Source organism: Sphingobium sp. FG125, assembly GCF_057809795.1.
Genome location: NZ_JBMDKQ010000016.1, coordinates 22338 through 44334, shown reverse-complemented (window position 1 = coordinate 44334; position 21997 = coordinate 22338). Strand labels below are relative to the sequence as shown.

The following is a 21997-nucleotide window of genomic DNA, read 5'->3' as shown; positions in this document are numbered from 1 at the left end:
ACACCCGTTCGGGCTGAGCGAAGTCGAAGCCTTCTCCTGAGCGTCGCGAAGGGGCTTCGCCTGCGGCTCAGCAGAGCCCTTCGACTTCGCTCAGGGCGAACGGATTTTGTGTCAGTCTTCTGACGCCATCACAACCCCACCTCATTCTCCACCATGTCCGGCTCGTCGTCGCGATAGAGGAGCATGACGGAGCCATCCTCGCCCGTCACCGCGCGGATGGGGAGGCTCAGTTGCAGGGCGGAGAGGAATTCGCGGCTGTCGCTGATGCGGAAGCGGCCGCCGATGCGCAGCGCCGATACGCGCGTGTCGCCGATCAGGATCGGCGCGGTGCGGTAGCGGTTGAACTCGCCGGTCGCCTGCTCGATCGTTTCGCCGTCCAGTTCGACCATCTGTTCGCGCCAGGCGGTGCGCTGGCCGACCAGCTTCGGGTCCAGCCGGGTGAGCGCGATGGTGCGCGGCTGGATCACCGCGCCGCTGCCCGCGTTCACGCGCTTTTGGACATTGTCGCCCGAATGGACGGTCACGGTGCCGTGGGTGACGGTCAGTTCGACGATCGACGGACGCATCCGCACGTTGAAGGCGGTGCCGACCGCGCGGATGACCGCCGATCGCGCTTCGACATCGAACGGGCGATCGGGGTCGCGCGCAACGTCGAAGGAGGCTTCGCCCTTCAGGATGCGCACCTTGCGGCCATTGTCGGTGAAGCGGACTTCCGCCTCGCTGTCGCTGTTGAGGTGCAGGGTCGATCCGTCCTCCAGCGCGATGTCGCGAATCTGGCCGATGCCGGTCTGATAGCGTTCGACCCCGCTGAAGGTGCGGACGGTGACGATCGCGGCAACGATGAAGAGCATGACCGCGACGGCAGCGGCGACCATGATGTTGCGCGACAGGCGGCGCTGCTGTTCTTCGCTGACGATCTGCGCCATCGGGGGCAGGGTGACGTCGGCGGCGGCGCTTTTCAGTCGCTCGGCTGCTTCCCATGCGGCTTCGGCACGGGCGAAGGCGACGGCGTGGCGGGGGTCCGATTCGACCCAGTCGCAAATATCGGCTTCGTCTTGCGGACTGGGGTCGCTGTTAAGCCTGGCCAGCAGGCGCGCTGCTTCCGCTTCGATCGCGGCCCTGGTCCCGCAGCTTGATTCTGGCCCCGACCCCTGCACGCTCGAAATCCGTTTCCTCACGTTCTGCCCAGGCCCGCATAACTATCGCGATGGCTTTGGCCAGATGTTTTTCAACAGTAGAAACGGATAGGGACATCTCCTCCGCTATTTCCAGCATCGATTTTTCGTGGATGCGGCGAAGAATAAAAACGCGGCGACATTGAACGGGCAGCGACTCGACGATGACCTGTACCTGGCGGAGCGCTTCGCGGGCGTGCAGTTGCGCTTCTATCGTGTTTTCGCCGCCCAATAGTTCGAGGTCGGCCATGGTTTCAAAACTGACCACCTTGTTACGGCGGGCGGTGTCGATGACGAGGTTGCGGGCGATGGTGAAGAGATAGGCCCGGCCCGTCGTCACATTTTCCCAATTTTCCGTGGCATAGGCGCGAGTCATGACTTCGGCGACCATGTCGTCCAGTTCATGGGTGGAGGGCAAGATGCGTCGCAAGCGACCGCGCAGCGCGGCTTCCTGTGGCAGGATGACGGTTTTGAACCATTCCAGCTTTGCGCGAACCCTATGCACGTCGACCCCCTATTTTGTCAGCCGCGCCTCTCCGTGATTTTTATTTGTAACAATTCAATCATGCTTGCAGGGGTCTGTCCAGCGGCGGAACCATCATATTTTAACGATCAACCAAAAAGGTTCCACCACCGGGCATATAAGTTGTGGATATGTTGCGCTGGAGACGGAAAATTGCGCTCAGTCGGGTGGCACTTCGGCAGGGGCGCTGTCAGGCTGGTCATAATCGGGGCCGACCGGGGTGATTTCGTCCGGCTCGGTTATAGGCAATTCTTCTGGAGTCGCGGGCGCGGGAGTTTCGGGCGGCGACTGCGGGTCGATGATGTCGGGCGGGGGCACGCCATCCGGGTTGGGCGTGGGGTCGGGCTGGGTGGCCATGTCTGCCTCTCTCTGTTAAGGGGGTGAACAGGTTACGCATGGGCCATCACGCCGGTTCCGCGACCCGACTCACTATCCCTTGCCCTTGCTCACGCTTTTCTCTATGCCGCGCCGACCGGCGACCGATGCGGGCGTGGCGAAACTGGTAGACGCGCCAGATTTAGGTTCTGGTATCGCAAGATGTGGGGGTTCGAGTCCCTTCGCCCGCACCAGTATGCCGCCCGCGGCAGCGCCATCGAAATTCAGCTGAAGAAAGCGTTTGAGAGAAGAGATGCAGACTGTCGAGACGTTGAACGAGGGCCTTAAGCGCGCCTACACTGTCACCATCACGTCGAAGGATATCGACGCGCGAGTGGAAAAGGAAGTGAAGGCCATGGCCCCGCAGGTGCGGATGCCCGGCTTCCGCCCTGGCAAGGTGCCCGCCAATCTCGTCAAGAAAATGCATGGCGAAGCGCTCCAGCGCGACGCGCTCAACAACAGCATTCAGGAAAGCATCCAGAAACTGATCGCCGACCAGAAGCTGCGTCCTGCGATGCAGCCTTCGGTCGAGCTGGACGAAGGGTTCGAGTTCGGCAAGGACGCGGAAATCAAGGTTGCGCTCGAAGTGCTTCCCGAAATCGCCGCACCCAGCGTCGAAGGCATCAAGCTGGAACGGCTGACTGTCGAAGTCGCCGACGCACAGGTTGACGAGGCCGCTGGCCGCATCGCCACGCAGCAGGGCGCGCTGGAAGAAAAGGGCGACGATCATGTCGCGCAGGACGGTGACACGCTGGTCATCGACTTCCTGGGCAAGGTCGACGGCGAAGCCTTTGAGGGCGGCGCGGCCGAGGACGTTAAGCTGAAGCTCGGCGCAGGCCAGTTCATCCCCGGTTTCGAGGAGCAGCTGGGCGGCGTGAAGAAGGGCGAAGAGAAGGTCATCGAAGTGACCTTCCCCGAAGATTATGGCGCGGAGCATCTGGCCGGCAAGCTCGCCACCTTCGACATCAAGGTGAAGTCGATCCTGGACGGCGACAAGCCCAAGCTGGACGATGATTTCGCCAAGTCGCTGGGTCTGGAAGGGCTCGACCAGCTCAAGGATCTGCTCAAGGGCCAGATCGAGCAGGAACATAATGGCCTGACCCGCACCCATATGAAGCGCAAGCTGCTCGATCAGCTGGCCGCTGCCCATGACTTCGACGTGCCGCCGAGCATGGTCGAAGCCGAGTTCGAGCAGATCTGGCAGCAGCTTCAGCATGAAGCGACCCATGAGGAAGATCCGGCCGCCGCGATCGCCGAAATGGAAGCCGAGAAGGAAGATTATCGCGCCATCGCCGTGCGTCGCGTTCGCCTGGGCCTGTTGCTCTCTGAAATCGGCCAGGCCAATGGCGTGACCGTCAGCGACCAGGAAATGAACCGCCTGATCATGCAGGCCGCGCAGCAGTACGGTCCGCAGGACCGTGAGCGTTTCGTGCAATATGTCCGTCAGGACCCGATGGCCGCCGCCCAGCTGCGCGCGCCGCTCTATGAGGACAAGGTTGTCGACTTCCTGTTCGACAAGGCCGAAGTCACCGACCGCGCCGTGACCAAGGAAGAGCTGGAAGCGGCGATCGAAGCCGAAGATGGCGACATCAAGCCCCACGTTCACGGCCCCGATTGCGGCCATGACCATGACGAAAAGCCCAAGGCCAAGAAAGCTGCGCCCAAGAAGGCCGCTGCCGAACCTGCCGCAGACGCCGAAGCGGTAGCCGAGGAAGCGCCGGCCAAGCCCAAAAAGGCTGCCGCCAAGAAGGCTGCCCCTGCCGAGGCGGAAGCCGAAGCGCCCGCCGCGGACGCTGCTGCCGAGGAAAAGCCCAAGAAGAAGGCTGCTCCCAAAAAGGCCGCCGCCAAGGCTGAATAAGCCAGGCTGCAATGCTATGAACAAGCGCCCGGCTTCCGACAGGAGGCACGGGCGCTTTTCATTTCGCAGGTGGCATGGCAGAGGAAATATTAACCCTGTCGGTCCATGCCGTTCGGCACGGAAAGCAGCAGGATCGTAAGGCCGATGAAGGAATTTCCCGCCATGACGAGCGACAGCGGGCTGGCAGTACCGCGTATCGCGGTCATCCTGCCCTGCTATAATGAAGCAGGCGCGATCGTGCAGACGGTGGAGGATTTCCGCCGCGCGCTGCCCCATGCCGACATTTATGTGTTCGACAATAACAGCAGCGACGGCAGCGCGGATCTGGCGCGGGGAGCAGGCGCGATCGTTCGCCGCGTGTCCCAGCAGGGCAAGGGCCATGTCGTGCGCCGGATGTTCGCCGATGTGGACGCCGACATCTATATCATGGCCGATGGCGATGCGACCTATGAGGCCGCAGCGGCCCCCGCGATGGTCGCGGCCATGCTGGAGGATAATCTCGACATGGTCGTCGGCTGCCGCAAGTCGGAGGCGGAGGAAGCCTATCGCCCCGGCCATCGCCTGGGCAACTGGGCGCTGACCAGCCTGCTCAAGCAATTGTTCGGGCGCAGTTTCACCGACATATTGTCGGGCTATCGCGTCTTTTCCCGCCGCTTCGTCAAAAGTTTCCCGGTGCTGTCCGCAGGCTTTGAGATCGAGACCGAGATCAGCGTCCATGCGCTCGAACTCGCCATGCCGGTTGCCGAAGTCGTGACAGCCTATGGCGCACGGCCCGAAGGATCGGTCAGCAAGCTTTCCACCTATCGCGACGGTTTCCGCATCCTGCGCACCATCTTCACCCTCTACCGCATCGAGCGGCCGATCCTGTTCTTCGGGGTCATTGCGGCGTTTCTGGCGGCGCTGGGGCTGGGGCTGGCCGCACCGCTGATCGTCACCTATATGGATACGGGGCTGGTGCCGCGTTTCCCGACCGCCATCCTGGTCACCGGCCTCATGATCCTGGCGACCCTGTCGGGCATGTGCGGCCTCATCCTCGATACCGTGGTGCGCGGGCGGCGGGAGGTGCGGCGGCTCTCTTATCTGGGCTTCCGCGCGCCATCCGACTTCGCCCGGCGCGACTGAACCGGCTTCCTTCCCACACGCCCCCTTGAACCATTTGCCGTTTGTGCCGATGTAGGGGTTGGGCAAAAGCACCTGACTGAAAGAGCAAAATGACCAACATCATGCATGATCCCATGGCCGCGCTGGTTCCTATCGTTATCGAGCAGTCGAACCGTGGCGAGCGCAGCTTCGACATTTTCTCGCGCCTGTTGCGTGAACGGATCATCTTCGTGACCGGCCAGGTGGAAGATCATATGGCCTCGCTGATCGTCGCCCAGCTGCTGTTCCTCGAATCGGAAAATCCGAAGAAGGACATCTGGATGTACATCAATTCGCCCGGCGGCGTGGTGACGGCGGGCATGGCGATCCACGACACGATGAAATATATCCGTCCCCAGGTCGGCACCGTGTGCATCGGTCAGGCCGCGTCGATGGGCAGCTTCCTGCTCGCCGCCGGTGAGCCGGGCAAGCGGATCGCACTCGGCAATGCGCGCATCATGATCCACCAGCCATCGGGCGGCGCGCAGGGCATGGCCAGCGACATCGAGATTCAGGCCAAGGAAATCCTGCGTATCCGCCGTCGCCTGAACGATCTGTATGTCGAATATACCGGCAAGCCGCTGGAAGAAATCGAGCGGGCGATGGACCGCGACACCTTCCTGGAAGCGGATGAGGCCAAGGCCTTCGGTCTGGTCGATGAAGTGTTCAGCAAACGGCCTGCGCTGCCCGAAGCCAGCGACTCTTAAAGCCCATCTTTACCGGGGCGCGCTACTTTCACCCCTTGTGAAACCGGCGCGCCACGGTCTAGGATGAATATGGACCAGAATACCCGCGCCGGAATGCGGTTTTGGTGATTGTTGAACCGGCAGGGAAGAAAGATTGGCGAATGACTAAGCTTACCGGCTCCGATTCCAAGAGCACGCTCTATTGCTCCTTCTGCGGCAAGTCGCAGCATGAAGTGCGCAAGCTGATCGCTGGGCCGACCGTGTTCATCTGCGATGAGTGCGTCGAGCTGTGCAACGACATCATCCGCGAGGAGACCAAGGGCGGTCTTGTCGGCAAGAAGGATGGCGGCGTGCCGACCCCGCAGGAAATCTGCGATGTGCTGGACGATTATGTGATCGGCCAGAACCGGGCGAAGCGTGTCCTGTCGGTTGCGGTCCATAATCATTACAAGCGGCTGAACCATGGCAGCAAGCCGGGCGAGGTGGAACTCGCCAAATCCAACATCCTGCTCGTCGGTCCCACCGGCTGCGGCAAGACGTTGCTGGCGCAGACGCTGGCCAAGACGTTCGACGTTCCCTTCACCATGGCCGACGCGACGACGCTGACCGAGGCTGGCTATGTCGGTGAGGATGTGGAAAATATCATCCTCAAGCTGCTCCAGGCATCCGACTATAATGTCGAAAAGGCGCAGCGCGGCATCGTCTATATCGACGAAATCGACAAGATCAGCCGCAAGGCGGAGAACCCGTCCATCACCCGCGACGTGTCGGGCGAGGGCGTGCAGCAGGCTTTGCTCAAGCTGATGGAAGGCACGACCGCCTCCGTCCCGCCCCAGGGCGGACGCAAGCATCCGCAGCAGGAGTTTCTGCAGGTCGACACGACCAACATCCTGTTCATCTGCGGCGGAGCGTTCGCGGGTCTGGAAAAGATCATCGGTGACCGTCTGGAAGCCAAGTCGATCGGTTTCGGCGCCTATGTCGCCGCGCCCGAAGAGCGCAAGACCGGGGAATTGCTGCGGTCGAGCGAGCCGGAAGATCTGCTGAAATTCGGACTGATCCCCGAATTTGTCGGCCGTCTGCCCGTCATCGCGACGCTGGAAGATCTGGACGTGTCGGCGCTGGTCAAGATTTTGGGCGAGCCGAAGAACGCGCTGGTCAAACAATATGGCAAGCTGTTCGAGATGGAGAATGTCGACCTCAGCTTCACCGACGAAGCGCTGGTCGCGATCGCCAAAAAGGCGATCGAACGCAAGACCGGCGCACGCGGGCTGCGCTCGATCCTCGAAGCGATCCTGCTCGACACGATGTTCGACCTGCCCTCCATGCAGGGCGTGGGCGAAGTGGTGGTCGACAAGGATGTGGTCGCGGGCAAGAAAGAGCCGATTCGCGTGTTCAGCGAAAGCGCCAAGCGCGCCGAGGACGCCGCCTGATTTCATCATCAGGCTAGAGACGAAAAAGGGGCTGACGGGCAACCGTTGGCCCCTTTTTCGTTGTGCTGTTCGGCGTCCGCGCAAATATTCTTGCTGCGTTGCAAAATTGCACCACCGTCAAATAGTGCGCTAGAGATGGCATAAAATATATATAAAACAACGGTGTAACACGCGATCGATCCTCACCCGGCGCTTGATGGAGCTGCTTTGTTCGCAACCGTGACGAGCGTTGTTGTACATTGTAACAAAAGTGCAGCCATAGCATCACAGGGCCGTCGCCAGAGGCCGTCACAGGCGGCTCCGGCTTGCAAGAGCATAACAGCAGGGCGCTCCAGCGCCGCTCCTGAACAAGGGACAAAGGGTCACATGAAACAATTTCTGATGTGCAGCGCCGCGATGATCGCCGTAGCCGCCCCCACCGCCGCCTTCGCCCAGTCGACCGGCTCGATCGATTTTGAAGATACTATCATCGTCACCGGTGCCAAGGTCGGCAAGGGCGTGGGCGGCGTTGTCCTGCCCGACACGACCAAGGCCAAGGGCGTTATCACGCAGGAACTGATCGCCAAGCAGGGTTCGGGCAACACCATCCTGAACGCGATCAACCTGATCCCCGGCGTCAGCTTCCAGAATAACGATCCCTATGGTTCGGCCGGTGGCCAGCTCAATATTCGCGGCTTTGGCCCGGATCGCGTTTCGCTGACCTTCGACGGTATGCCGCTGAACGACACCGGCAATTATGCCATCTATTCCAACCAGCAGCTTGACCCCGAACTGATCGAGGAAATCAACGTCAACCTGGGTTCGACCGACGTGGATAGCCCCACGGCGGCGGCTTCTGGCGGCACGGTCAACTATCGCTCGATCCAGGGTTCGGACGATTTCAAGGTGACGATGGTCGGCGCCGCTGGCGATTATGACTTTTTCCGCCTGCTCGGCCTGGTTGAAACCGGCGTGTTCACCCCGTTCGGCACGAAGGCGTGGTTCTCCGCCTCCACCACCCGCAACGACAATGTGTTCAACAATTTCGGCCAGATCGACAAGCAGCAGTATAACGCCAAAATCTATCAGCCGATCGGCAGCAATGGCGACTTCATTTCGATCGCGGGTCATTGGAACGCAAACCGCAACAACTTCTTCGGTTCTCTGCCACTGCGCGTTGATACCGATCAGGGCCGCGTTGCCGGGCCGAGTTCGAGCAATCGCTATCCGATCACCAAGGATGAGCGTTTCTACACGATCCCGGCCTGTACGCTTCCCGCCGGTGGCCCCGGTGCGCAGGCCGCTGGAACCTGCGGCACGCTGTTCGATTATCGCTTCAACCCGTCGAACACCGGTAATATTCGCATCAATTCGCGCTTTGCCTTAACCGATAGCCTGACGCTGACGGTCGATCCCAGCTATCAATATGTGAAGGCGAATGGCGGCGGCACCAGCACGGCGCGCGAAGGTTTCTTTGACCTTGATGCTGGCAGCGGTACGCAGAATGTTGCGGGCTTCTTCGGTGGCGCGCCCTATTTTGGTCGCGACCTGAACGGCGACGGCGATATTCTGGATCAGGTCAACGTCCTGTCGCCCAGCCAGACGACCACCGATCGTTACGCGGTCATCAGTTCGCTGCGCTACGACATTAACGACAACCACCGCGTTCGTGTCGCCTATACGTTCGACCATGGCCGTCACCGTCAGACCGGTGAAGTCGGCCTGCTTGGATCGAATGGCGAGACGATCGACGTGTTTGCGGTCGACAATCCGCAGGCTGACGTGAATGGTGCTATCCTGCAAAAGCGTGATCGCCTGTCCTACGCCATCCTGCATCAGGTGTCGGGTGAATATGTCGGCAAGTTCATGGATGAAATGCTGACCGTCAATTTGGGCGTGCGCGCCCCCTTCTTTACCCGCAAACTCACCAACAACTGCTATACCAGCAGCGCGGCCGGGTTCGTGGAATGTTTCGGCACCGACGGCGTCATTCCCGCGACGACCGGCACCCTGCGCCCGACCTGGGCTGCGCCCCAGACGCGCAAGTTCAAATATGACAAGGTGCTGCCCAACGTCGGCCTGAACTTCAAGATCACGCCGCAAGCCAGCGTGTTCGCCAACTATTCAAAGGGTCTGAGCGTTCCGGGCACCGATTCGCTCTACAACGCCTTCTTCTTTGCGCAGGACAATGAATCGGCGCAGCCTGCACCGGAAACGACCGACAGCTTTGATCTTGGCGCGCGCTACAGCGCCGGCAAGTTCCAGGCGCAGGGCAGCTTCTGGTACACCAGCTACAAGAACCGTCTGGCCTCTGCCTTCGACCCTGAACTCAACGTCAGCGTCTATCGCAACCTCGGCAAGGTCGAGAAATATGGCTTTGACGGCAGCGTGTCCTACCAGCCGATCGAGAATATCAGCCTCTATGTGTTCGGCTCATATCTCAAGTCGAAGATCCAGGACGATATTCAGATCGGGACTGTCACCGTTGCTGGCGTCACCACGCCGGTGTTCGCGCCGACCGCTGGCAAGCGTGAAAGCGGTGCGCCGGTTTACACGCTCGGCGCGCGCGGCGAAGTGAATTATGAAGGCGTCACGCTGGGTATCCAGGCCAAGCGTACCGGTCGTCGTTATGTCTATGACACCAATCTGCCGACCTATCGCGGCACGACGGCGGCTCCGGTTCAAATCTACAGCGCGGCGGCTCCGTCCTACACGCTGGTCGATCTGGACGCCCGTATCTCGCTGGCCCGCTTCGGCGTGCCAGACACCTACTTCCAGCTCAACGTCAGCAATCTGTTCGACAAATTCTATGTCGGCGGTTTCGGCGGTGGTCTGAACCAGTCGATCACACTGGCGACGGGTGCCTATGGTAGCCCCGGCTTCGTCCAGATCGGTTCGCCGCGCGCGGTATCGGGTTCGCTGCACGTCAGCTTCTGATCCGATCGATCATCGACAACGCGAAAGGGCGGGGCGCGATCCCCGCCTTTTTTCATTTGAGGCAGGCGTCCAGCCCGTCGCGCTGCACCGCGCCGATACGGGCGGCGATCGTATTGCCGTAGCGGCGGGTGAAGCCGCTGGGGGCTATAGCGGCGCGGCGTTTGGGAAGAGGGAGGATGGCGGCGATACGGGCGGCTTCGGCGCGGGTCAGGCGGCCGGCGCCATGTTTGAAATAGCGGATCGCACCCGCCTGCACGCCATAGGTGCCGATGCCGGTTTCCGCGACGTTCAGATAGACTTCCATGATCCGCTTTTTGCCCCAGATCGCCTCGATCAACATAGTGAACCAGGCCTCGAACCCCTTGCGGACGAAGCCGCCGCCCTGCCACAGGAACACGTTTTTGGCGGTCTGCTGGCTGATCGTCGATCCGCCGCGCACCCGCCCGCCGCTGGCATTGTGGATCGCTGCCTTGGCGATGGCATCGACATCAAAGCCATGATGGGTGCAGAATTTGCCGTCCTCCGCCGCAATTGCTGCGCGGGCCATATCCGGGTCGATCTCGTCCAGGCTCATCCAGTCTTTGGTGATGCCATTGGTGTCGAGCAGCATGGTCATCGTCACCGGCGGGGGCACGAAGCGGTAGAGCGTCACCATCAGCAGCGACAGGATGATGAAGCCGATCAGCAGCTTGAAAGGGATGCTGATCCAGCGTGAACGGCGGCGGGAGGATACGGGTCTGGCGGTCATGCCGCCAGCGTAACGCGCCCGATGGCTTCCGCTCAAGCGGGACACGCATAAAAAAGACGCCGGGATTGCTCCCGACGTCTTTTCGACTTCTTTCTAACCGATCAGGCGGCGGCGAAGCGGGCCATGTGGCTGAGCTTGTCACCGGCGATCCGCATCATCGCCTTTTGCAGCTTTTCAAAGGCGCGGACCTCGATCTGGCGGACGCGTTCGCGCGATACGCCATAGACCTGGCTCAGTTCCTCCAGCGTCTTGGGTTCTTCGGCCAGACGCCGTTCGGCCAGGATATGCTTTTCCCGGTCATTGAGGTCGGTCATCGCCTCGACCAGCATTTCGTGGCGCTGGGTGCGTTCCTGTTCCTCGGCAACGCGCTCATCCTGCAACGGATCGGTATCCTGCAACCAATCCTGCCACTGGCCGTCGCCATCCTCGCGCATGGGGACGTTGAGCGACGTGTCGCCGCCCATCGCCATGCGGCGGTTCATCGACACGACATCCTGTTCGGACACGCCCAGATCGGTCGCGATCTTGGTCACATCCTCCGGCTTCAGGTCACCATCCTCAAACGCTTCGATATTATTCTTCATCCGGCGCAGGTTGAAAAACAGCTTCTTCTGCGACGCGGTGGTGCCCATTTTCACGAGCGACCAGCTGCGCAGGATGAATTCCTGGATCGAGGCGCGAATCCACCACATGGCGTAGGTTGCCAGGCGGAAGCCGCGTTCGGCCTCAAATTTCTTCACGCCCTGCATCAGGCCGATATTGCCTTCGGAGATCAGTTCGCTGACCGGCAGGCCGTAGCCACGATAGCCCATCGCGATCTTCGCCACGAGGCGCAGATGCGAGGTGACCAACTGGGCCGCAGCCTCAGGGTCCTGATGCTCCTCATAACGCTTGGCGAGCATATATTCCTGCTCAGGCGTCAGAAGCGGAAATTTGCGGATTTCCGAGAGATAGCGGTTGAGGCTGGCTTCACCGCCCAGCGCCGGAACCGCGGGGACATTGCTCGTCTTGGCCATGTCGCTTCACCTTTCCCTTTCATGCGCGGCGGGACCCAGAAGAGGCGTCTCAAACACCGGCGCAAACTTGTTCATGTCTATACGTGGAGCAGGCTTAACAGTTCCTGCATATCGGCAGGGAGTGCACTTTGGAACATAAGCCGTTCGTCCGTTACCGGATGTATGAACCCCAGGCTTTTTGCGTGCAATGCCTGCCTTTTGAAACCCAGTGTTTCCAGTATTGATTTGAAACCTTTTCTTTCTCTACCGTAAACCGGATCACCGATCAAGGGGTGGCCGATATGGTTCATGTGGACGCGAACCTGATGGGTGCGGCCGGTTTCCAGCCGACATTCCACCATGGCCGCGTCGCGCAGCCGTTCGATCGTGCGATAATGGGTGACGGCATGTTTGCCGCGTCCTTCCCGATGAACCGCCATCTTCTTTCGATCAGCGTCGGACCGGCCAAGCCAGGCATCGACCGTGCCGGTGCCGGGCAGCGGGTGGCCATAGACGATCGCGGCATAGAGTCGCTCGATACTATGATCCTTGAACTGGCGGGCCAGCCCGTCATGCGCCTTGTCCGATTTGGCGACCACCAGCAGGCCGGACGTATCCTTGTCGATCCGGTGAACGATGCCGGGGCGGGCGACGCCGCCAATGCCGGACAACTGCCCGTGGCAATGATGCAGCAGGGCGTTGACCAACGTGCCGTCCAGATTGCCCGCCGCGGGATGGACCACCAGCCCGGCGGGCTTGTCCACCACGATCAGGTCTGCGTCCTCATGCACGATGGTCAGCGGAATATCCTGCGCTTGCGTTTCCAGCGCGACTGGCGCGGGCATGGTGATGGCGAAGCTCTGGCCGGTTGCGACCTTGGTGGTGGTGCCGATCTTGATCGGCTGGCCGGTCGATCGGACATGGCCGTCGTTGATCAGCGCCTTTAACCGTTCGCGTGAGAAGTCGGGCAGCAGGTCGGCCAGCGCCCGGTCGAGCCGCATCCCGTCCTGCGCCTGCGCGATTGTCGCTTCGATGATGGAAACCCCCGGACCCATTGGCTAGGGATGTAGGCATGTCAGTCACAATATCAAGGATGCTGCTGGACCAGATCCAGGCGATCGCGGCGGCGGACAAGGCGGAGGTGTGTGGGCTGTTGCTGGGCGTAGCCGGGCGAATCGAGGCCATTGCGCCCGCCGCCAATGTCGCGCCCGACCCGGCGCGCCATTTCGAGCTGGACCCGGTGGCGCTGATCGCGGCGCACCGGGCGGCGCGGTCGGGGAGCGCGCAGATTATCGGCCATTATCATTCGCACCCATCCGGCGTGGCGGTGCCGTCGGCCACCGATGCGGCCTGCGCGGCGCCTGACGGCAGCTTGTGGCTGATCGTTGCGGGGGGCGATGTACGGCTTTGGGTGGCGCAGGGGGATGGCGCGGGCGGCGTGCGCTTCGCTCCGGCGACGCTGCGGGTCGTATGAGCGAAAGGCAGCGCGGCGGGGTTGCATCGCCCGGCGCAGCAGCGCATTAGCCAGTCAGGCCATCCTTAGTCTTCACAAAAATCGGCGGCACAGACCCTGACATGACCCACCCCATCGACAGCATCGAATTTGCCAGCCTTCTCTGTTCGCGCCTGTGCCACGACCTTTTGAGTCCGGTCGGCGCGCTCAACAATGGGCTGGAACTGATGGCGGACGAAACCGACCCGGACATGCGCCAGCGCTGCCTGGACCTGTTGGCCGACAGCGCGCGGACATCCGCCAACAAGCTTAAATGTTTCCGCCTCGCTTTCGGCTCTGCCGGGGGCTTTGGCGACGCGGTGCCGCCGCATGAGGCACGGGTCGCGATCGAGGGGATGTTTGCCGGGACGGGCCGGGTCAAGGTCGGCTGGATGGTCGAGGAACAGATGCTGGGCAAGCTGCCGGTCAAGGTGCTGCTCAATCTGGCGCTGATCGTCGGCGATGCGCTGGTGCGCGGCGGGCAGCTGGACATTGGTGCGGAAAAGCGGCCTGGCGTGACGGAGATCGTCGTACGCGGCGAGGGGCCGAAGGTTGTGCTGGACCCCGATCTGCGCGCGGCGCTGGCAGGGACGCTGCCGCCCGAAGGCCTGGCATCGCGCACGGCGGCGGCATGGATGGTGCGGCAGTTGGTGACCGGCGCGGGCGGCGAGATTGCATTGTCGCCTGCGGGTGATCCGGTGTTGCTGTTCGGGGCGTCCATTCCGGGGTGAAAATTTCTTCCTTCCATGTAAGGCGATGATTCCCATATCTTATATCATCGTCATCCCCGCGCAGGCGGGGACCCACCTCCCGATCTAAAATCAAGGTGATAGGGTGAAAGCTGGGTTCCCGCCTGCGCGGGAATGACGATGAATTGGGTATTGCGCAGCCTTTCGGCACTGGAGGATGGGAGCGCGCCCGGCCTCAATCCTCCTCGTCCAGAACCTTCTCGACCGGCGGATGAAGCCGCAACCGGGTCACGCGGCGGCCATCGCTGGCCAGGATTTCCAGTTTCCAGCCGCTTTGTTCATGGTCGAGTATTTCGCCCGGTTCCGGCACGCGGCCCGCGATGATGAAAGCCAGGCCGCCCAGCGTGTCGACATCTTCCTCGATATCGCCCAGCTTCTCGTCGATTTCCTCGGCGACATCGTCCAGTTCGGCGCGGGCGTCGGCTTCCCACAGGCCACCGGCCAGCGGCACCAGCATCGCTTCGGGCGCGTCGTCATGCTCATCCTCGACGTCGCCGACGATTTCCTCGACCAGATCCTCGAAGGTCAGCAGCCCTTCGGTGCCGGAATATTCGTCCAGCACGATGGCCAAGTGGGTGCGCTTGGCGCGCATTTCGGCGAGCAGGTCGAGTGCGCCCATGCTTTCAGGCACATAGAGCGGCTGGCGGATCAGCGGTTCCAGCGTATCGGGCACGGGGGCCTTGCCCGCCAGGATCGCGAAAGCGTCGCGGATATGGACCATGCCGACGATGGTATCGAGCGTATCGCGATAGACCGGGATGCGGCTGTGGCCCGCTTCGGCGAACAAGGCGGCAAGATCGGCGAAGCTTGCTTTCTCCTCAATCGCTATGATGTCGGCGCGGGGAACAGCGACGTCATCGACCGTATGTTCGGAAAAATGGAGCAGGTTGCGGACCATCTGGCGCTCGATCGCCGACAGGTCGCCCTTGGCTGGCGGGGATGCGCTATCGTCCTGCTCATCCTCGTCATATTCGTCGAGCGCTTCCTCCAGTTCCTGCCGCAGGGTCGTGGATTCGCCATCGCCGAACAGGAGCGCCTTTATGCCGCTCCATAAGCCGCCTTCATTACTACTGTCCGATTCCTTGGAACCGTTGCCGTCCTTCGGGCTGACCTCAGCCATAGTTAGTCCTATACCCCTGATATAATTCTATCCCCGTAGGGATCGGAAAGGCCAAGGCTGGCCAGCGCCGCGATTTCCAGCGCTTCCATCGCCTCGGCCTCATTGTCGTCCATATGATCATATCCAAGCAAATGAAAAGTCCCGTGGATAATCAAATGCGCGGCATGATCGGCGATCGAGATGCCCTTGTCGACCGCTTCGGCGGCGCAGACCCCCTCTGCCAGCACGATGTCGCCCAGCAACACCTCGCCATCGTCGGTGTTCGACGTGCCTTGCAACAGGTCGGCCTGCACCATCGGGAAGGAGAGGACGTTGGTGGGCTTGTCCTTGTCCCGATAGGCGCGGTTCAATTCATGCACTTCCTCGTCCGTGGTCAGCTTGACCGCGACTTCATACAGCGCCTCATCGGTGGCGAAGGCGGCGTAGGGGCTGTGGGTGATGGCAGCGAACACGGCGCGTTGGGCGAGCAGCTCCCAGTCGGTGCCAAGGGAACTGCTATCATTCCAGCCGGTGTCGTGGAGGACGGCGACGTCAATCATGGAACCAACTTTCCTCCGTTCGGGCTGAGCGAAGTCGAAGCCTTTGCCAGAGCGAAGCGAAGGCACCTCGCTCCGCTCGGTTGGGCACTTCGACTTCGCTCAGTGCGAACGGATAATATTTTTGCTTACGCATCCGGTCCCTCATAGGCCTGCACGATCCGACCGACGACGGGATGACGCACGACGTCGCCGATGCCGAACGGCACCATCGCGATGCCCTCTACACCGTCCAGCCGCGCGACCGCATCGGCCAGGCCCGACGCGCCCGGTTGCGGCAGATCGACCTGCTTGGGATCGCCACAGATCACCATGCGGCTGCCTTCGCCAAAGCGGGTGAGAAACATCTTCATCTGGGCGATGGTGGTGTTCTGCGCTTCGTCCAGCACGATGAAGGCGTTGGCGAGCGTTCGCCCGCGCATGAAGGCGAGCGGGGCGATCTCGATCTCTCCGCTAGCGATGCGCCGTTCGACCTGCTCGGCGGGCAGCGTGTCGTAGAGCGCGTCGTAGATCGGGCGGAGATAGGGATCGACCTTTTCCTTCATGTCGCCGGGCAGAAAGCCCAGCCGCTCGCCAGCCTCGACCGCGGGGCGCGAGAGGATCAGCTTGTCGACCGTTCCGGTGATCAGCTGGCTGACCGCCTGCGCGACGGCCAGATAGGTCTTGCCCGTGCCTGCCGGCCCCAGTGCGAAGATGATGTCGTTCCGGTTCATCGCCTCCATATAGGTGACCTGGGTGGCGGAGCGGGGGACGATAGTTTTCTTGCGGGTACGGATCATCACCGTGGGCGGTTCGGCCACGTCATGGCGGATGATGCCGTCGAGCGTGGGTTCGGACGACATGGCGATCACCGCCTCTACCGCGCCGGCGTCAATCTGCTGCCCGGCGACGATGCGGTTATAGAGGCCGGTCATGACGTCGCGGGCGCGGGCGGCGGCTTCCGCCTCGCCCTCAATCTGCAACTTGTTGCCGCGCGCGGCGATATAGACGCCAAGGCGATTTTCGATCGCGACCAGATTCTGGTCATATTGGCCGAACAAAGTGCCCAGCAGATGCGGCTTTTCAAACGTGACTTCGAGCCGCGCGCGTTCGGCGATGTCGGTGCGGGGTTGGTGCGGTTTCTTGCCCATTCAAAAGCCTCCCTTGCTCGTCATGCATCTCGTGAGGATCGGCCGGAGCCGTAAATCGGGGAGATGGCGTCCCACAGATGCGGGAATGACGAGGCTTTGGTTCAAGCGGCTTTCCTCCTGCTACATTCGCCGGCCAGACTATTGGGACCGGCGCTGATGATGTCGACGTCTATCATGTCACCGATTGCATTGTCGGGCGCGGTGACGTGAACCGATTGCAGCCATGGGGTCTTGCCGATCAGCTGGCCGGGGAAACGGCCCTTGCGTTCCAGCAAAATGGTGGTGCGGCGACCGACCGTGGCGGCGTTGAATTCGACCTGATGCCGGTTGATCGCGCCCTGGAGCCGGGCGAGGCGATCGTCCATGACGTCGGCTGCAATCTGGCCGTCCATGTCGGCGGCGGGGGTGCCGGGGCGGGGGCTATATTTGAACGAATAGCATTGGGCATAGCCCACGGCATCGACGATGCGCAACGTGTCGGTGAAATCTTCCTCGCTCTCGCCGGGGAAGCCGACGATGAAGTCGCCCGACACCGCAATGTCCGGCCGCGCCGCGCGCACCCGCTCTATCAGGCGCAGATAGGAATCGACGCTGTGGCTGCGGTTCATGGCTTTGAGGATGCGGTCATTGCCCGACTGCACCGGCAGGTGGAGGAAGGGCATCAGCTTGTCGATTTCGCCATGCGCCGCGATCAGACCGTCGCTCATGTCGTTGGGATGGCTGGTGGTGTAGCGGATACGCTGGAGCGCATCGATCTTCGCCAGTTCGCGGACCAGGCCATCCATGCCCTGTGCGCGGCCCATGTCATCCTCGCCAGTCCAGGCGTTGACGTTCTGGCCGAGCAGGGTGATTTCCTTGACCCCGCCATCGACCAGCGCTTTGGCTTCGTCGATGATCGCGTTCCACGAGCGGCTGATTTCCGCGCCGCGCGTATAGGGGACGACGCAATAGGTGCAGAATTTGTCGCACCCTTCCATGATCGTCAGGAAAGCGGTGGGCCGCGCCTGTTTGGTGCGGACGGGCAGCGCGTCGAATTTCGAGACGGCTGGCATGTCGGTATCGACCGCCGCTTCGCCGCGACCGGCCTTTGCGATGAGGTCGGGCAGGCGGTGATAGGCTTGCGGGCCGACGACGATGTCGACAGTCTTGGTGCGGCGGCTGATCTCGCTACCCTCCGCCTGCGCGACGCAGCCAGCGACCGCGATCATCGGGCGGCTGCCATCCTCGCGGGTCATGCGGCCAATGTCGGAATAGACTTTGTCCACTGCCTTTTCGCGGATGTGGCAGGTGTTCAGGATCACCAGATCGGCATCGTTTCCGTCCGTAGCGGCAGTCATGCCACGCTCACCCAGCATCTCGGCCATGCGCTCGCCATCATAGACGTTCATCTGGCAGCCGAAGGATTTGACGTGGAAAGTGGCCGGAGTCTTGGGCGGTAGGGGACGATTCATGGCCCAGCTATACAGGCGGCAGGGGGGTAGCGGAAGGCCGATGCTGCGATGCGGCGCTATCAGGCGCATTTTGCGCGATGCTGGCGGCTATTGCGTCCCGTGCGGTGGCGGCGATGACCTTGCGATCGGCGCAATCGGCAGGATCGAACGGCTCCAGAAAGCGCAGCGTCACGTCCAGCCGACCCTTGCGCCCCAAAATGCGCCAGGCGTTGGTCCCGGCGGGTTCGTCGCCATGCCAGGCGATGGCGGATGTCGCCGCGCCATAGTCGATATGCACCGGCTGAATCAGCACTGCGCGCGGCGGCGGCAGCAGTACGGCAAGCAGCGAAGGCTTGAACGGCAGCAGCCCGCTGCCGTCGCTGGTCGTGCCTTCGGGGAACAGCGCGACGGGTTGATGGCCCAGCATCGCGTTTCGGAGGGCGTCAATCTGGCTCGACAGCGCACCGCGCCGTTCGCGGGCGACGAACAATGTATTGTTCTGCGCCGCCAGCCAGCCGACCACCGGCCAGCGGGCTATGCCGTCATGCGCGACAAAGGCCGTGCCGGTCGCGCCGCCCATGGCCAAAATGTCGATCCAGCTGACATGATTGGCGAGCAGGAACAGGTCGCCGTCGTGCGGCAGCCCCACGATCCGTACCCGCACGCCGACTGCGCGCGCGGCCATGCCCAGGAAGCGACGCGGCCAGGGCGACGGGCGATGCAGGACGCGCCAGAGCAAATGGGGAAACAGGCACAGCAGCAGGCTGGCGATCAGCGCGGCTATGCGCGTCCAGCGGCGGAGCAGCAGCAGTGGGTCAATTCTTCCGGTCTAGGGCGACGCCGTACAATTCCATGCGATGATCGACCAGCCGGAAGCCCAGCTTTTCCGCGATCTGCTTCTGCAACTGTTCCAGTTCCGGGTCGACAAATTCGATGACGTTACCGGTTTCGACATCGATCAGATGATCATGATGCGATTCGGGCGCGGCCTCATAACGGGCGCGGCCGTCGCCAAAGTCGTGGCGCTCCAGGATGCCCGCCTCTTCGAACAGGCGCACCGTGCGATAGACGGTGGCAATCGAAATGCCGGGGTCGATCGCGGCGGACCGTTTGTGCAATTCCTCGACATCGGGATGGTCGGTCGCATCGCTCAGCACCTGGGCGATCACCCGGCGCTGTTCGGTGATACGCAGCCCCTTTTCGTGGCACAGGGCTTCGACGTCGATCTTGCGGTTCATGGAGTCTCGCTGGCTTTAGAGGTGCGGACAGTGTCGGGAGCCTAGCGGCTTTTCCCGTCGCGTAAAGGGGCACATGGCGACATGCGCCCCCCGACGCAAGACTGTTCCGTCAGCCGGGCGGATTACTTCGTGGCGCTGCCCGCACGGCGGCGCTTGGTGCCAAGGCCAATCTTCTTGGCCAGCGAACGACGCTGTTCGGCATAGTTGGGGGCGACCATCGGATAGTCGGCGGGCAGGCCCCACTTGGCGCGATAGTCGTCGGGCGTCATCTGATAATGGGTCATCAGATGGCGCTTGAGCATCTTGAGCTTCTTGCCATCTTCCAGACAGATGATGAAATCCGGCTTGATCGACGAACGGACCGATACGGCAGGTTCGGGCTTTACGTCTGGCACGGTGATTGGTTCACTGAGGCCCGACAAGGCGGCATGGACATTCTGGATCAGAGCGGCGACATCAGAGACGGACACGCTGTTGTTGGAGACATGAGCGGCGACAATGTCGGACGTCAAAGTAATGAGCAGTTCGCTCTGGGCGGATTCTATTTCCATTGTCCTGTATCCTGTACGGCTATTGTTGTGCGACCCGCCCTACGAGATTCATTTCAGGAGCGGTACATATCCGCTAGACCTTGCCGGACCTTTTCGCAAGAGCATATGGCGTCAAGCCAGCATGTCGATGCGAAAACTCAGAGCATCATATAGTTGTCCATCATTACCGCGATAGTAACCGGGACGACGATGTACATATTCAAAGCCTGTTTTCTCATAGAGATGCACGGCATTGTTGCTCGCGCGCACTTCCAGATTCATAGATGTGATGCCCCTGCGGCGTGCTGTGCGCAAACTGTCGCGCAGCAAGGCTTCGCCAATGCCGCGCCCGCGCCACGTCGGATCGACCGCCAGCAGCAGCAATTCGCACTCGTCCAGTACGGATCGCACCAGCGCAAAGCCCAGCGACGCCGCGTCCACTCGCGCGATCGTCAGCCAGGTGCCCGGCATCATCATGACGCCGGCCAGTTGCGGCAAGGTCCACGCCTCGCCAAAGACCGGGTCGAAGGCGGACTCCATCACTGTCATGGCGTCCGCCATCGCGTTGCGTTCGCTCTGGTCATAAGTGTCGAGGACAAGGCCCGGCATCATGATGCGGCGCGCTCCACCATGGTCTGCGCATCGGCGCCCCGACCATAGATCGGCGTCGGGGGCAGGGCGGGCAGGGCAGCGATCAGGCCATAGTCCGCCGCATCGGGATAGAGGTTGACCGCCGCGCCATGGCCGCGCGCGGTCACCAATGCTTCCGCGCCAGTGCCATAGAGAGTGGCGATGTCAAGCTGCGTTGCCAGAGTGGCGATAGCGGTCGAGGCGATCGGCGTGGTCGCGCTAAGACCGTCGGCAGTGAAGCATTGCCAAAAGAGTTCGCCATGCCCACCGGTGATGGTGACGGCGATCGGCCCTTCGCTGGCGTGGATTTGCGCGGCTTGTGCCGCGATCAGCGACGGTGCGCTATATCCGTGGAGTGGCAACCCCCAGGCCAGCGCCAGCGCGCGGGCGGCGGCGATGCCGATGCGGACGCCGGTGAAGCTGCCGGGGCCGACATTGACGGCAATGGCGTCGGCACGGCCGCCATCGGGCAGGGCGGCAATGGCGGGCAGCAAAGCTTCGGCATGGCCGCGCCCGACAATTTCATGGAAGCGCGCGACCGGCACGCCTTCTTCCAGCAGCGCCACGGACAAAGCCTGTGTCGCGGTGTCAATCACCAGCAGGCGCAAACGATACTCCCCTCAAGTTGCCTCTTGCGGTTAGTCGATCCGTCGCGATTTGCCAAATGGTGGAAAGGGAAGGCCGCCCTGATCAGACCGCGCGGACTTCCGTGACTTCTGGGACATAATGTTTGAGCAGTTGCTCGATCCCGTTTTTCAGCGTCGCGCTGGAGGAAGGGCAGCCTGAACAGGCACCCTGCAACTGGAGGAAGACGGTGCCCTTGTCGAAGCCGCGATAGATGATGTCACCGCCATCATTGGCGACGGCAGGGCGGACGCGAGTGTCGATGAGGTCGCGGATTTGCGCGACGATCTCGGCATCTTCCGGGTCATCGCCAAAGGCATCGTCATCCAGAGGGACGGCTATGCCCGCTGCCGATCCCGGCGCGAACAGGGGCATGTTGGCGGAAAAATGTTCCAGCAGGATCGAGAGGACGTCCGGTTTGACGTCCCGCCATTCCGATCCGGGAGCGATCGTGACCGAAATAAAGTCACTGCCGAAAAACACGCCGGTGACATCGCCCAGCCCAAATAATGCATCGGCCAGCGGGGACGCTTCGGCTTCCTCCGGCGTTGCAAAGTCGCGAGTTCCATTGCCCATGACCGCCTGGCCGGGGAGGAATTTGATGGTCGCCGGATTGGGCGTGAGTTCGGTCTCGATCAGCATGGCCGCTATGTGGAGATTTGCGGGGGCAAG

23 protein-coding genes and 1 tRNA gene are annotated in these 21997 nt (G+C 61.9%); 8 read left to right on the top strand and 16 right to left on the bottom strand.

The window, feature by feature from the left end; translation table 11 throughout:
• Nucleotides 1-128 precede the first annotated feature (128 nt).
• The 3 genes from ACODSR_RS15075 to ACODSR_RS15065 form a co-directional block, all read right to left on the bottom strand.
• Nucleotides 129-1157, bottom strand: a complete 1029-nt coding sequence (locus tag ACODSR_RS15075) for a FecR family protein (protein ID WP_489077515.1) — start codon at nucleotides 1155-1157, stop codon at nucleotides 129-131.
• Entirely contained in the window at nucleotides 1075-1680 is a 606-nt protein-coding gene (locus tag ACODSR_RS15070; protein ID WP_217671941.1) for an RNA polymerase sigma factor, read from the bottom strand. Before ACODSR_RS15070 ends, ACODSR_RS15075 begins: the two co-directional genes overlap by 83 nt.
• A 177-nt stretch (nucleotides 1681-1857) precedes the next feature.
• Nucleotides 1858-2055 carry a hypothetical protein gene (locus tag ACODSR_RS15065; protein WP_489077474.1) on the bottom strand — a complete coding sequence of 66 codons (198 nt, stop codon included), beginning with the start codon at nucleotides 2053-2055 and terminating at the stop codon, nucleotides 1858-1860.
• A 127-nt stretch (nucleotides 2056-2182) separates the two neighbouring features.
• Here ACODSR_RS15065 and ACODSR_RS15060 point away from each other — a divergent pair.
• The 6 genes from ACODSR_RS15060 to ACODSR_RS15035 all read left to right on the top strand — a co-directional run bounded on the left by ACODSR_RS15060 (nucleotide 2183) and on the right by ACODSR_RS15035 (nucleotide 10103).
• A tRNA-Leu gene (locus ACODSR_RS15060) sits at nucleotides 2183-2267 on the top strand.
• Nucleotides 2268-2326: 59 nt separating this feature from the next.
• Nucleotides 2327-3931 (top strand): trigger factor, encoded by a 1605-nt coding sequence (gene tig, locus ACODSR_RS15055; RefSeq protein WP_489077473.1) that lies wholly within the window; start codon nucleotides 2327-2329, stop codon nucleotides 3929-3931.
• A gap of 144 nt (nucleotides 3932-4075) precedes the next feature.
• A complete protein-coding gene (locus ACODSR_RS15050) occupies nucleotides 4076-5053 on the top strand; it encodes a glycosyltransferase family 2 protein (protein WP_489077472.1) in 978 nt (325 codons plus the stop codon).
• Between the two features lie 89 nt (nucleotides 5054-5142).
• Nucleotides 5143-5778, top strand: a complete 636-nt coding sequence (gene clpP / locus ACODSR_RS15045) for an ATP-dependent Clp endopeptidase proteolytic subunit ClpP (RefSeq protein WP_294132082.1) — start codon at nucleotides 5143-5145, stop codon at nucleotides 5776-5778.
• A gap of 140 nt (nucleotides 5779-5918) precedes the next feature.
• Complete coding sequence (clpX, locus tag ACODSR_RS15040) at nucleotides 5919-7187, top strand: ATP-dependent Clp protease ATP-binding subunit ClpX (RefSeq protein ID WP_037491445.1); 1269 nt, start codon at nucleotides 5919-5921, stop codon at nucleotides 7185-7187.
• A gap of 366 nt (nucleotides 7188-7553) precedes the next feature.
• Nucleotides 7554-10103 (top strand): TonB-dependent receptor, encoded by a 2550-nt coding sequence (locus tag ACODSR_RS15035; RefSeq protein ID WP_489077471.1) that lies wholly within the window; start codon nucleotides 7554-7556, stop codon nucleotides 10101-10103.
• Nucleotides 10104-10155: 52 nt separating this feature from the next.
• Here ACODSR_RS15035 and mtgA read toward each other — a convergent pair whose 3' ends face one another.
• The 3 genes from mtgA to ACODSR_RS15020 all read right to left on the bottom strand — a co-directional run bounded on the left by mtgA (nucleotide 10156) and on the right by ACODSR_RS15020 (nucleotide 12901).
• Nucleotides 10156-10851 carry a monofunctional biosynthetic peptidoglycan transglycosylase gene (gene mtgA, locus ACODSR_RS15030; RefSeq protein WP_489077470.1) on the bottom strand — a complete coding sequence of 232 codons (696 nt, stop codon included), beginning with the start codon at nucleotides 10849-10851 and terminating at the stop codon, nucleotides 10156-10158.
• Between the two features lie 101 nt (nucleotides 10852-10952).
• Nucleotides 10953-11867 (bottom strand): RNA polymerase sigma factor RpoH, encoded by a 915-nt coding sequence (rpoH, locus tag ACODSR_RS15025; protein ID WP_119746033.1) that lies wholly within the window; start codon nucleotides 11865-11867, stop codon nucleotides 10953-10955.
• A gap of 77 nt (nucleotides 11868-11944) precedes the next feature.
• Nucleotides 11945-12901 carry an RluA family pseudouridine synthase gene (locus ACODSR_RS15020; protein WP_489077469.1) on the bottom strand — a complete coding sequence of 319 codons (957 nt, stop codon included), beginning with the start codon at nucleotides 12899-12901 and terminating at the stop codon, nucleotides 11945-11947.
• A gap of 17 nt (nucleotides 12902-12918) precedes the next feature.
• Between ACODSR_RS15020 and ACODSR_RS15015 the strand changes: the two genes are divergently transcribed.
• Together ACODSR_RS15015 and ACODSR_RS15010 are read left to right on the top strand one after the other, a co-directional pair.
• Nucleotides 12919-13320: a M67 family metallopeptidase gene (locus tag ACODSR_RS15015; protein WP_489077468.1), complete on the top strand. Its 402-nt coding sequence runs from the start codon at nucleotides 12919-12921 to the stop codon at nucleotides 13318-13320.
• A gap of 101 nt (nucleotides 13321-13421) precedes the next feature.
• On the top strand, nucleotides 13422-14069 hold the full coding sequence (locus tag ACODSR_RS15010) for a histidine phosphotransferase family protein (RefSeq protein ID WP_489077467.1): 648 nt from the start codon (nucleotides 13422-13424) through the stop codon (nucleotides 14067-14069).
• A gap of 193 nt (nucleotides 14070-14262) precedes the next feature.
• Here ACODSR_RS15010 and ACODSR_RS15005 read toward each other — a convergent pair whose 3' ends face one another.
• From ACODSR_RS15005 to ACODSR_RS14960, 10 genes are all read right to left on the bottom strand, one after another.
• Complete coding sequence (locus tag ACODSR_RS15005) at nucleotides 14263-15207, bottom strand: hemolysin family protein (RefSeq protein WP_489077466.1); 945 nt, start codon at nucleotides 15205-15207, stop codon at nucleotides 14263-14265.
• Between the two features lie 8 nt (nucleotides 15208-15215).
• Complete coding sequence (ybeY, locus tag ACODSR_RS15000; protein ID WP_489077465.1) at nucleotides 15216-15746, bottom strand: rRNA maturation RNase YbeY; 531 nt, start codon at nucleotides 15744-15746, stop codon at nucleotides 15216-15218.
• Nucleotides 15747-15871: 125 nt separating this feature from the next.
• A complete protein-coding gene (locus tag ACODSR_RS14995; protein ID WP_119746023.1) occupies nucleotides 15872-16873 on the bottom strand; it encodes a PhoH family protein in 1002 nt (333 codons plus the stop codon).
• Between the two features lie 101 nt (nucleotides 16874-16974).
• Entirely contained in the window at nucleotides 16975-18324 is a 1350-nt protein-coding gene (gene miaB / locus ACODSR_RS14990) for a tRNA (N6-isopentenyl adenosine(37)-C2)-methylthiotransferase MiaB (RefSeq protein ID WP_489077464.1), read from the bottom strand.
• A 7-nt stretch (nucleotides 18325-18331) separates the two neighbouring features.
• Nucleotides 18332-18988 carry a lysophospholipid acyltransferase family protein gene (locus ACODSR_RS14985; protein ID WP_489077463.1) on the bottom strand — a complete coding sequence of 219 codons (657 nt, stop codon included), beginning with the start codon at nucleotides 18986-18988 and terminating at the stop codon, nucleotides 18332-18334.
• Nucleotides 18989-19118: 130 nt separating this feature from the next.
• Entirely contained in the window at nucleotides 19119-19541 is a 423-nt protein-coding gene (locus ACODSR_RS14980; RefSeq protein ID WP_017184208.1) for a Fur family transcriptional regulator, read from the bottom strand.
• Between the two features lie 122 nt (nucleotides 19542-19663).
• Nucleotides 19664-20092 carry a Ros/MucR family transcriptional regulator gene (locus ACODSR_RS14975; RefSeq protein WP_489077462.1) on the bottom strand — a complete coding sequence of 143 codons (429 nt, stop codon included), beginning with the start codon at nucleotides 20090-20092 and terminating at the stop codon, nucleotides 19664-19666.
• Between the two features lie 111 nt (nucleotides 20093-20203).
• Nucleotides 20204-20683, bottom strand: a complete 480-nt coding sequence (gene rimI / locus ACODSR_RS14970; RefSeq protein ID WP_489077461.1) for a ribosomal protein S18-alanine N-acetyltransferase — start codon at nucleotides 20681-20683, stop codon at nucleotides 20204-20206.
• The gene (tsaB, locus tag ACODSR_RS14965) at nucleotides 20680-21309 is read right to left on the bottom strand and encodes a tRNA (adenosine(37)-N6)-threonylcarbamoyltransferase complex dimerization subunit type 1 TsaB (protein WP_489077460.1); all 630 of its coding nucleotides are present in this window, start codon (nucleotides 21307-21309) and stop codon (nucleotides 20680-20682) included. Before tsaB ends, rimI begins: the two co-directional genes overlap by 4 nt.
• Before the next feature lie 82 nt (nucleotides 21310-21391).
• Nucleotides 21392-21967 (bottom strand): NifU family protein, encoded by a 576-nt coding sequence (locus tag ACODSR_RS14960; protein WP_489077514.1) that lies wholly within the window; start codon nucleotides 21965-21967, stop codon nucleotides 21392-21394.
• Nucleotides 21968-21997 lie beyond the last annotated feature (30 nt).